The organism is Corynebacterium sp. CNJ-954 (genome assembly GCF_001942345.1).
Classification (GTDB): domain Bacteria; phylum Actinomycetota; class Actinomycetes; order Mycobacteriales; family Mycobacteriaceae; genus Corynebacterium.
The window spans coordinates 423,464-433,327 of sequence record NZ_MKKI01000011.1 but is presented as its reverse complement, the minus strand read 5'-3'; the positions used below and the strand labels follow the sequence as shown (position 1 = coordinate 433,327).

Annotated in this window: 11 protein-coding genes and 1 pseudogene; 8 read left to right on the top strand and 4 right to left on the bottom strand. The window is 64.4% G+C overall.

The window, feature by feature from the left end; genetic code table 11:
• Positions 1 to 38: 38 nt before the first annotated feature.
• The 3 genes from BJF89_RS06690 to BJF89_RS06680 all read left to right on the top strand — a co-directional run bounded on the left by BJF89_RS06690 (position 39) and on the right by BJF89_RS06680 (position 2,704).
• Positions 39 to 776, top strand: a complete 738-nt coding sequence (locus BJF89_RS06690) for an ABC transporter permease (RefSeq protein WP_083650531.1) — start codon at positions 39 to 41, stop codon at positions 774 to 776.
• A gap of 95 nt (positions 777 to 871) precedes the next feature.
• Positions 872 to 1,333, top strand: coding sequence for a PaaI family thioesterase (locus BJF89_RS06685; RefSeq protein WP_075813322.1), 462 nt, complete (start codon positions 872 to 874; stop codon positions 1,331 to 1,333).
• Between the two features lie 63 nt (positions 1,334 to 1,396).
• Positions 1,397 to 2,704, top strand: coding sequence for a threonine/serine exporter family protein (locus tag BJF89_RS06680; protein ID WP_075813320.1), 1,308 nt, complete (start codon positions 1,397 to 1,399; stop codon positions 2,702 to 2,704).
• A gap of 49 nt (positions 2,705 to 2,753) precedes the next feature.
• Here BJF89_RS06680 and BJF89_RS06675 read toward each other — a convergent pair whose 3' ends face one another.
• Positions 2,754 to 3,014: a hypothetical protein gene (locus BJF89_RS06675; RefSeq protein ID WP_075813318.1), complete on the bottom strand. Its 261-nt coding sequence runs from the start codon at positions 3,012 to 3,014 to the stop codon at positions 2,754 to 2,756.
• Between the two features lie 99 nt (positions 3,015 to 3,113).
• Here BJF89_RS06675 and BJF89_RS06670 point away from each other — a divergent pair, with 99 nt between their 5' ends.
• Positions 3,114 to 3,797 carry an SDR family oxidoreductase gene (locus BJF89_RS06670; RefSeq protein ID WP_075813316.1) on the top strand — a complete coding sequence of 228 codons (684 nt, stop codon included), beginning with the start codon at positions 3,114 to 3,116 and terminating at the stop codon, positions 3,795 to 3,797.
• A gap of 16 nt (positions 3,798 to 3,813) precedes the next feature.
• Here the strand turns inward: BJF89_RS06670 and BJF89_RS06665 are convergent, their stop codons facing one another.
• Complete coding sequence (locus BJF89_RS06665) at positions 3,814 to 5,397, bottom strand: succinic semialdehyde dehydrogenase (protein WP_075813314.1); 1,584 nt, start codon at positions 5,395 to 5,397, stop codon at positions 3,814 to 3,816.
• Between the two features lie 200 nt (positions 5,398 to 5,597).
• Between BJF89_RS06665 and BJF89_RS06660 the strand changes: the two genes are divergently transcribed.
• Positions 5,598 to 6,479, top strand: coding sequence for a Bax inhibitor-1/YccA family protein (locus tag BJF89_RS06660; RefSeq protein WP_075813312.1), 882 nt, complete (start codon positions 5,598 to 5,600; stop codon positions 6,477 to 6,479).
• Positions 6,480 to 6,583: 104 nt separating this feature from the next.
• Here BJF89_RS06660 and greA read toward each other — a convergent pair.
• Both greA and BJF89_RS06650 read right to left on the bottom strand, forming a co-directional pair.
• Positions 6,584 to 7,104 (bottom strand): annotated as a pseudogene (greA, locus tag BJF89_RS06655) (transcription elongation factor GreA).
• Between the two features lie 148 nt (positions 7,105 to 7,252).
• Entirely contained in the window at positions 7,253 to 7,687 is a 435-nt protein-coding gene (locus BJF89_RS06650; RefSeq protein ID WP_075813310.1) for a DUF4307 domain-containing protein, read from the bottom strand.
• A gap of 120 nt (positions 7,688 to 7,807) precedes the next feature.
• On the opposite strand from BJF89_RS06650, the gene mca reads away from it, so the two are divergent.
• The 3 genes from mca to BJF89_RS06635 are packed head-to-tail and all read left to right on the top strand — an operon-like array spanning position 7,808 to position 9,852.
• Positions 7,808 to 8,716: a mycothiol conjugate amidase Mca gene (gene mca, locus BJF89_RS06645; protein ID WP_075813444.1), complete on the top strand. Its 909-nt coding sequence runs from the start codon at positions 7,808 to 7,810 to the stop codon at positions 8,714 to 8,716.
• Positions 8,717 to 8,752: 36 nt separating this feature from the next.
• Positions 8,753 to 9,100, top strand: a complete 348-nt coding sequence (locus BJF89_RS06640; RefSeq protein ID WP_075813308.1) for a hypothetical protein — start codon at positions 8,753 to 8,755, stop codon at positions 9,098 to 9,100.
• Positions 9,097 to 9,852 carry an isoprenyl transferase gene (locus BJF89_RS06635; RefSeq protein ID WP_075813306.1) on the top strand — a complete coding sequence of 252 codons (756 nt, stop codon included), beginning with the start codon at positions 9,097 to 9,099 and terminating at the stop codon, positions 9,850 to 9,852. The genes BJF89_RS06640 and BJF89_RS06635 overlap by 4 nt, the downstream gene beginning before the upstream one ends.
• Positions 9,853 to 9,864: the final 12 nt, after the last annotated feature.

Sequence of the window (9,864 nt, the reverse complement as noted above, 5' to 3'; positions counted from 1 at the left end):
GTTGTCGTCCCGACTGTAGGAAAGTAGGAGGAGAAATCATGACTAGTCTGCTTTATGCCCTTCGTTCTGAGATCACGAAGTTGTTCAGTATGCGGTCGACGGTGGTGTACGCGATCCTGCTGACCGGGTCCCTCTTCGGTCCCGTGACCTTGATGGGACTGTTCGGTGACCGCCCCGACTTCGACTGGTCGACGATCACCTTCGGCTACCAGATCTTCCTGCTCATCGCCGTCGTGTTCGCCGCGGCCACCACGGCCGGTGACATCCGGAACCACATGCACGCCCAGGCGTTCCTGACCCAACGGGGACGCTGGGGGTGGGTCGCGGCGAAGATGCTGACCACAGCCGTGTTCATCGCCGTGCTCTACCTCGTCGGTACGGCCCTGTCGCTGGGAGTCGCGGCCGTCCTCGGCTCCGGGACGGATCTTAGTACCGGTCTCAGCATGTTCTATGTACCACTGATCGGGTCGGTCATCTTCTCGGCGATGACGGTTGGACTGGCCTGTGTCATCCGTAGCCAGGTAGCCGCTGTCGCTGTCCCGGTCGCCTGGGTGCTGCTGATTGACAGCATGCTGGGGTTCGCTGCCGAACAGATCGAGGCGTTCCGTCCCCTCGCCGCGATCGCCCCGGTTCAGCGCCAGGACCAGTTGATCAGTGGAGCTGATCCGCTGGGGCTCGGGATCAGCACCGTGGTGTGCTATCTGATCATCGTGGCGTGGTTCCTGGTGCTGGCAGGTCTCGGGCTGTGGCGCAACTCGTCGTCCGACGTCCGTTAGTTTCTCTGAGTTATCCAGTTCCGGGGGTGGGACCGGTCGGGTCGATATAACATCAGCAGCAACCTGTTCTGTATTGACCACTCCATGGAGGAGCTATGCTGCGACCCAGCCCGCGCCAACTGAAGACCATGCTGGGGGTCTTCCCGCCGTACCTCGGTTCCGGTATCCGCATCAACTACATCGCGAACGACGGCTCCCGCGTTGTGACGTCCCACCGGCCCCGTCGCATCAACGCCAACCTGGTGGGCACTGCTTTCGGGGGGACGATCCAGACGATGACCGACGGGTTCTACCTCTTCATGGGGCTGACCCGTCTTGGCGGAGCCTACAACGTGTGGGACGCCGAGTCGCACGTGACCTACCGTAAGCCCGGCCGGGGCCGCCTCGTGGCCGACATGCGTACTGACGACGAAACCTTCGACATGATCCGGGAACGCACCGCTGACGGGTCGAAGTACCTCCACTGGTTCGAGACCGACATCGTCGATGAAGCGGGTGACGTGGTCGCCAGTGTCCGCAGCCGCGTCTACTTCCGGAAGAAGCGAGCCAGGAGCTGATCTCCGTGACCAGTGGGATAACGGAGGCGGTATTCCCGCCAAGGTGCCCTAAGCTTCAGAGACATGGACAACACCCGACCTGAACCGGACTACTGGCTCGGTGCCAAGGAGATCCGTGACCGCCTGGGTCTCCTCGCCGATCTTGCCTGCGGTTTCCTCGAGTCCGGCCAACCCGGATGGCGCGTCGGGGACACCCTGGCCGAATGTGCGGACGCACAGGGGCTGGCTGGTTTCGGATTCACCACGGTCGGGCGCGTCGTCATCGTCGAGGCATCTCTGCCGGACAGCGGTACTGTGACGGTCACCACGACGGCGAAAGCACTGGATCTGATCGACTGCACCCGGTCCTGGCGCCTGCACCGTCTTGCCGAGGAGATCGCGGCCCCCGCCGGGGAGCAGCAGGGGGCTGTCTCCGGTGACATCGGCGCGTTGCGCGCGCAGGTGGCCAGGCTCAGGGCCATCAGCACCCCGTGGTGGGCGGTCGCAGGAGGTACGATGATGCTGGCGTTCGTGATCTCCATGCAACTCGGGGTGGGGTGGCAGTCCTGGGTGGCGGCGGCGGTGGTGCAGCTGCTCACCGCCTTCTGCGGACAGTTGCTGACGACGTTCAGACTGCCTGAGTTGTTCGCGGCCGTCATCAAGAGCGCCGTTGCGGGGACGCTCGCCACTGTCCTGGTACTCGTCGACGTCCTTGATCCCGTTGCTGCTGCCGCCGCGATCGCGGTGAACTGGCTCCTTCTGTTGCCGTTGCCCCAGATCATCGGGGCGATGTCGGATGTCATCGACGGCGACTACCTGTCAGCGGTGACACGGGCGGGAAGTGTGGTCGTGACCGCGTTCGGCATCAGTATCAGCGGTGTCTACGTGTTCGCGCTCGGTGAAATGCTGGACATGGACCACCCGCTGATCAGCGAGGTTCCCGGACTGCCGTGGTATCTCGCGCTGGTCTTCTCGGCACTGGGAGCACTGGCCAATGCTTTCGCGAACGGGGGATGGGTCCGTCTGGCGGTCCCGGCGATGACCATCGGTGTAGTTACCGGCACGGTCAACCAGTTCCTGATTCTGGTCGTGGGAGCCTCAGCGGTATGGGCGGCAGCTGGTGCGGCCACGGTACTGGGTGCAGTGGCCGTGGTGATGGCTGTACGGACCGGGTACCCCGACCAGGTCTTCGCACTGATGGGGGTGACTGGAGCGCTGCTACCCGGTATCGCCGTGGTCACCGGGATTCTCCAGGTCATGGGAGGAGAGTCTGGGGCGGAGCACTTCACGACGGCGGTCACGACGTGCGTGAGTATCGGTACCGGTGTCGCTTTCGGTGCCTTCCTGACCAACAGGTGGCGCGCCATGCGGAAGGCAGGGAAGACAAGATAGACGGGCCCGGGCCGTGCGAGCTGCACGGCCCGGACCCGTCGGGGACAACTCAGGCCCGCGGCTTGGAGGACTTGTTCTGCAGCTGCTTGAAGCCGAGCCACGCCACCAGGATGATCAGCAGGATCGGCAGCAGCTTCACGACGACCGCCACGGCCCCCGCGAACGCGGTGGAGATCGCGATCACGGCGAAGATCAGGGTGAGTACGGTCAGTGCGACGGAGAGTCCCTTGCGGTTCTGGTCCCAGGCGAACCAGGCGCCGGCCCCCGAGATCGCGCCGAGAATCAGGGTGGTGAGTGCGGTTCCGAACATGACGGTGTCCTTTCGCGGTACGTAACCTCATGGCGTGCTCGCGGAGCAGGTCAGCCCCGGCTACCTCCGAGCATACGGAAGGGCGGCTACGCTCGGGGCATGGACACTATGACAGATCATGGACAGGACGCACCGCTGGCACTCGTTACCGGGGGATCCCGGGGAATCGGGGCGGCTGTGGTCGAGGACCTTGCCCGTACTCACCGGGTGATCTCCTGGTCCAGTGCAGATATCGACCTGAGTGACCCGCGTTCCATCAGCGAGGCCGTCGCGACGTTGAAGGAGACAGAGCCGGACGCCCTGGAACGGCTCGATGTCCTCGTGCATTCCGCCGGCCTGGCGGGGGAGTCGACCATCGAGGACATGGAGTGGGAGCAGTGGCAGAAGATGTTCGCAGTCAATGTCTTCGGTGTGGCTGAACTGACCCGGCTCCTGCTCCCCGCGCTGCGTGAGGCACGTGGGACTGTGGTGGCCATCAACTCCGGGTCCGGCTACCGGTCCGGAGTGGGGCAGGCGCCGTACTCAGGGACGAAGTTCGCTCTCCGGGCGCTGACGGATGCACTGCGGGAGGAGGAACGGGGGCGGGTCCGGGTCAGTTCGGTCCATCCAGGACGTGTCGACACTGATATGCAGGTGGCCCTGCAGGAGGGAAAGGGAAACACCGACTACGACGGTTCACTGTACGTGGCACCGTCCTCGGTGGCAGCGGCAGTCCGCCTGGCGGTGGACACGACCGACGAGTCGATCATCGAAGAGGTGTCCGTCCGCCCGGTCCGCGGCTGACCCGGCCGTCGGTGACCTACTTCAGGATCTTGAAGGTCTTGCCGGCACGCAACAGCACCGTCATGACGGTGGCGTAGGCACGGGGCTTCAGGAACTCCGGACCACGGATCGGCAGTACCCGCTCGTCAGTGACGTTCTGGGTCTCGGTGTACTTCAGCAGACCGTAGGTGCCCTGGCGACGGCCCTGACCGGACTCGCGGGTACCGCCCATCTCGTTGTCCACCGAGGCGAATGCCGCGGCATAGCCGTCATTGATGTTGACGGTCCCGGAGAACAGGCGCTCGGCGATGCCGGTGGCGGTCTTCGAGGGGCCGAACACGGCGGAGTTCAGACCGTAGTCGGTGTCATTGGCTTTCTCGACGGCCTCGTCGTGGGAATCGACCTTCTCGACGTAGACCACTGGTCCGAAGACTTCGCCGCGTTTGAGGTCGGCCTCCTCGGGAACGTCGGTGAACACCGTCGGCTCGTAGAAGTACGGCCCCAGATCCGGGCGGGCCTTGCCGCCGGCGACCAGGGTGGCCCCCTTGTCCACGGCGTCATCGACCATCTTCTCCACGGTCGAGATCTGGCTGGCACCGATCAGTGAACCCATCTGGATGTTCCAGTCGAAACCTGCGCCGAGCTTCAGGTCCTTCGTCGCCTGGGCGAATTTCGGGACGAAGTCGTCGTACTTGTCCTTGTGGACGTAGATGCGCTCGATCGACACACACAGCTGCCCCGAGTTGGAGAAGCAGCCGGTCAGCACCGTCGGCATGATCTTGTCGACGTCCGCGTCCCCGGTCACGATCATCGGGTTCTTACCACCGAGTTCGGCGGAGTAGCCGATGAGCCGACGTCCGGCGATCTCGCCGAGCTTCTTGCCGGTCTCCGTGGAGCCGGTGAACATCAGGTGGTCGCACTGCTCGGCGATGGCATTGCCGACGACCCGGCCGGGGCCGGTGACCAGCTGGACGATGTCGCGGGGCATGCCGGCCTCGAAGAGGAGCTTGAACGCGTACAGCGCGGAGAAAGGGGTGGACGAGTCCGGCTTGGCCACCAGGGCGTTTCCGGCGGCCAGTGCGGGCATGGCGTCAGACAACGCCAGTGTCAACGGGTAGTTCCACGGGCTGATCTGGCCGATGACTCCCTTGGGGAGGTGGCGCTCCGTGGTCTTGGTGAAGACCGGCATCACGCCGGCACGGTGCTTGTCCTTGAGGATCTTGTGGGTCTGGTTGCCGTAGTAACGGGCGGTGATCGCACAGTGGATCACTTCCTCGTAGGCGGAGTCGCGGGACTTACCGGTCTCCAGCTGGATGATGTCCATCATCAGCTTCTGGTTCTTCAGCAGAATGTCGTGGAACGCCAGCAGGATCTTGCCGCGCTTCTTCGGATCGACCTTGGCCCAGCGCTTCTGGGCGATACGGGCACGACGGAACGCCTCGTCGACGTCCTCCTCGGTGCCCCGGCCGACCCACCCGATGGTCTCGCCGGTGAACGACCCCTCGATCTCGAGGCGGTCGCCGTTGTCGATGCTTCCGGTCGCTGCGTTTACGGTCAAGGCCCGGAGTTCTGATGCAAGTGCATCGGGGAGGGGGCCGAGAGACAGGGTCTTTTTCGTCATGTGAAGCACACTATCCGAGACGGGGTCGGTATGTCCCTGGTTTGTGTAATTGGGCCTACGGGAACACGGCGGGCCCGTCGTACGTTGTTAGGGTGTACATGAGTAACCGCGTTCACGCGGACGCGTCGCCCACCCGTTCTGTCCGTCAAGGACGAAGGGGAGGCCCAAGAAACCGACAGTGACGGAAGGACAATGACGTCGTGAGAAGCTCGAACCCCTTTATGAGTTCGTTGACGAAGGCGGAGGGCGCCCAGCAGGGCCAGCGTGGCGCGTCTGCCGCGTACCAGCAGGGCTACCAGTCCGCCGGCGAGCAGTGGGGCCAGCAGGATCAGCAGGGGATGGCCTACCAGCAGTCCCCGAACTACGGTGCCCCCACCAAGGCATCCGACCGGCCGATGACCATCGACGACGTCGTCACGAAGACCGGAATCACCCTGGCCGTCATCGTCGTCCTGGCAGCCGTGAACTTCATGGTCGGCACCAGTAACCCGAACGCGGCGATGGGCCTGACCTTCGTCGGTGCGATCGGTGGCCTCATCGCCGTCCTGGTCTCCTCCTTCGGAAAGAAGTTCGGCTCACCCGTTGTCACGCTGGTGTACGCCGCTTTCGAGGGGCTCTTTGTCGGCGGATTCACCTGGATCTTCGCCGGGGGAGTGGAAATCGGCGGTGCAAACGCCGGAGCGATGATCTTCCAGGCCGTCCTCGGCACCATCGGCGTCTTCGCCGGCATGCTGGTCGTCTACAAGACCGGTGCCATCCGGGTCACCCCGAAGTTCACCAAGATGCTCGTCGGCGCTATGATCGGAGTGCTGGTCCTGGTCCTGGGCAACTTCGTCTTCGCCATGTTCACCGGCGAGCAGACGATGCTGCGGGACGGCGGGCCGATCGCCATCATCTTCTCCCTCGTCTGCATCGGTCTGGCTGCCATGAGCTTCCTGGCTGACTTCGACCAGGCGGACAAGCTCATCCGCGCCGGCGCTCCTTCCCGGTACGCCTGGGGCGTCGCCCTCGGCCTGGCCGTCACCCTGGTCTGGCTCTACACCGAGATCCTGCGCCTTCTGTCCTACTTCAACCAGGACTAGCGCAGGGGGCTCACGCCCCACGTTGAGGCACAGAAAACCGCCCCACCGGATTCATTCCGGTGGGGCGGTTGTCTGCTGCCAGGGGCGGGGAGCGCCGGGAAGCGCTACTGCTCGGCGCGCGGGACGTCCCGGTCCGGGTCATAAGGCTCGGCCTTGACCAGCGTCACGGAGATCGTGTCACCCGTCGGGCTCTTGTACTCCCGGGTCTCGCCCTCCTTCGCGCCGACCAGGGCGGCACCCAGCGGAGCATCGGTGGAATAGGTCTCCAGGTCCGGGTTCGAGGACTCCAGCCACGGGTCCCGATCAGGAACGTCTCCTTGTCGTCCTCGTCACCGTCGTAGTAGATGTGCACGACGGAACCGACGAGAGCGACGCCGGACTCCTGCGGGGCCTCGCCGATGGTGGCGCTGTCCAACAGCTCCTCGAGGTAGGCGATCCGGGCCTCCTCCTGGCCCTGCTGCTCGCGGGCGGCGTGGTAACCACCGTTCTCCTTGAGGTCACCCTCTTCACGGCGCTCGTTGATCTCGGCGGCCAGAGCGGGACGATTCGCCTTCAGCGCGTTGAGCTCGTCATTGAGCCGGTCAAAGGATTCCTGGGTGAGCCAGGTCGTCTGATTGTCTGCCATGAGCGTTCGCGTCCTCCTGCAGGTAGACCACAGTGTCTGACAGGGACTGAGGTCGTTCGGAAAGATCGTGGGGGTACCCACGACACAGTTGTCGGGGCACAGTGTATCACCGCCGACATCCCGTCCATGCGCCGGTCAGTGACCGCTGTCAGTCCTCCGCGTCACCGGTGGTCCGGGTGTCATCGAGGTAGTCGGGGAAGACCGTCGAACAGCCGTAGACGTCGGGGGCGACGGGCGAACTGTTGGTCGGGATGTCCACCGTGAGACGGGTGCTCTCGGAGCCTCCGGCGGCGACGACGGCCTCGCGACGACCGATCTCGGCATGGGACTCGTCGAGTGCGGTCACGATGCAGTACGCAGGCTTGTCGACGTCGTCGCGGGTGATGTCGAGGTTCATCCGCAGGGTACTTCCGTCGACGACCTCATGACCGGTGGCGGTGCCCGAGGCGTCACCACTGGTGCTGTTGCGGAACTGTGAGAACACGTACACGCCGGCGGCGACCAGAACGATCACGATGCCGATGACGATGAACTTGCCGCTCACGCCCTGTTGACGGGAGGAACCGTAGGTCGCCTTGCTCATTCCTCAGATCGTAGGCGGTGCCGTCAGTGAATAGCCAGCCGGACGGATTGGACGCACCCCTGTCAAGAGCGTTGAATGGGAGAGTTGACCGGTACAGACGACACCGAAGGGGTGCGACACGTGAGCGATGGAGCTCTTCACAACAGCGCAGACCGACAGCGGTCCAGGCAGGGGTTGAGGCTCCTGGCCATTCACGCGCACCCGGACGACGAGTCCAGCAAGGGTGCTGCGGCGATGGCGCGCTACGCCGATGAAGGTGCGGACGTCATGGTGTTGACGTGCACGGGCGGTGAACGCGGCAGCATCCTCAACCCGAACATGGACGTCCCCGGCGTCGTGGAGAACATGAACGACGTCCGACGCCAGGAGATGGCGCGGGCCGCCGACATTCTGGGGGTCTCCCACCGCTGGCTCGGGTACGTCGACTCTGGGTTGCCGGAGGGTGATCCGCTTCCTCCTCTTCCTGAGGGGTGCTTCGCCCTCGAGGACACCGAGGCAGTCACCCTCGAACTCACGAGGGTGATCCGTGACTTCCGCCCGCACGTCATCATCACCTACGACGAGAACGGTGGCTACCCCCACCCGGACCACCTCAAGACCCATGCGGTCAGCATGCGGGCCTACGACACCGCGGCAGATCCTGACTACCATCCGGAGATCGGCCGCCCCTGGGAAGTGCAGAAAGTCTACTACACCCACGGTTTCATCCGACGCCGGTTCGAACTGCTGGCGCAGGCCAGTCTCGACGCCGGCGACGACAGGGCGACGGTGGCGCTGGACCGGTGGAAGGGGATGCCCGACATCATGCCGCGTGTCACGACCCGTGTGGACTGCGCCCCGTGGTTCGACCGGCGTGACGACGCGCTGCGGGCCCACGCGACCCAGATCGACCCGGAGGGGCCGTTCTTCGCGGTGCCGACCGGACTGCAACAGCAGGTCTGGCCCACGGAGGAGTTCGAGCTCGCCCGCTCGAGAGTGGAGACGTCCCTGCCCGAGGACGACCTTTTCGCCGGCGTCGTGCCCGAATGAGGCCGACCGCCGCCACCTTAGATAGGCTCTGAAGACATGATCACGGTTTCCCCGTCCCTAACCTCAACTGTTTCCCTGGTGGCCCAGGAACAGGTCAACCGTGGCCCGCAGGGGCCGGAGTTCGGAAAGGCCGCGCCTGTCGGCCTGCTGGTGATCATCGGACTTCTCGTCGTCATCCTCGCACTGGGGTACTTCTTCAACCGTCGGATGCGGAAGATGCATAAACGACGTGACTTCGCCGAGGCTCACGGTCTGGACCCCTTCGACATCGACACGATCGACCGGCGTATGGCCGAGGCAGAAGCCACCGGTGCCACAACCGCGTCGGCGGACGCCGGTGACCAAGACAGCAGTACGGAAGATCCAGGTGGCGACCAGCGGTGATTCTCTACTCGCTCTATGAGCGACGACTGCAGCGCGAACTCAAGGGCCGCCGTCGGCCCAAACATGTCGCCATCATGTGCGACGGAAACCGACGGTGGGCCCGCGAGAACGGCTTCACCGACGTCTCCCACGGTCACCGTGTGGGGGCGAAGAAGATCGTCGAGGTCGTCGACTGGTGCGATGAGCAGGACATCGAATCCGTCACCGTCTACCTGCTCAGTACGGAGAACCTGCGGCGCAGTGCCGAGGAACTCGACCTGCTGATGCGCATCATCGGGGACGTCTCGGATGAACTCGCCGCCGCCAAAGGGCGGTTCCGTCTGCACGTCATGGGTCGGCTCGACCTCATTCCCGATGAACTCCGGGAGCGTATGAGGTGCGCCGAGGCGCGGACAACGGAGCACTCCGGTGTACACGTCAACATCGCTGTCGGGTACGGGGGACGGCAGGAAATCGTCGACGGTGTCCAGAAGCTGGTCGACGAGTTGGCGGGTAAGGGCGTCCCCTCGGAGGAGATGAGCGCCCACATCACCGATGACGCTATCGGCGACCACCTGTACACCTCCGGGCAGCCGGATCCCGACCTGGTGATCAGGACGTCCGGTGAACAGCGACTCTCCGGATTCCTGCTGTGGCAGTCGGCGTACTCGGAGATCTGGTTCACCGACACCTACTGGCCTGCGTTCCGCCGGCTGGACTTCCTCCGTGCACTGCGGGATTTCTCGGTGCGTGAGCGACGCTTCGGTCAGTGAGCCGGCAGTAGT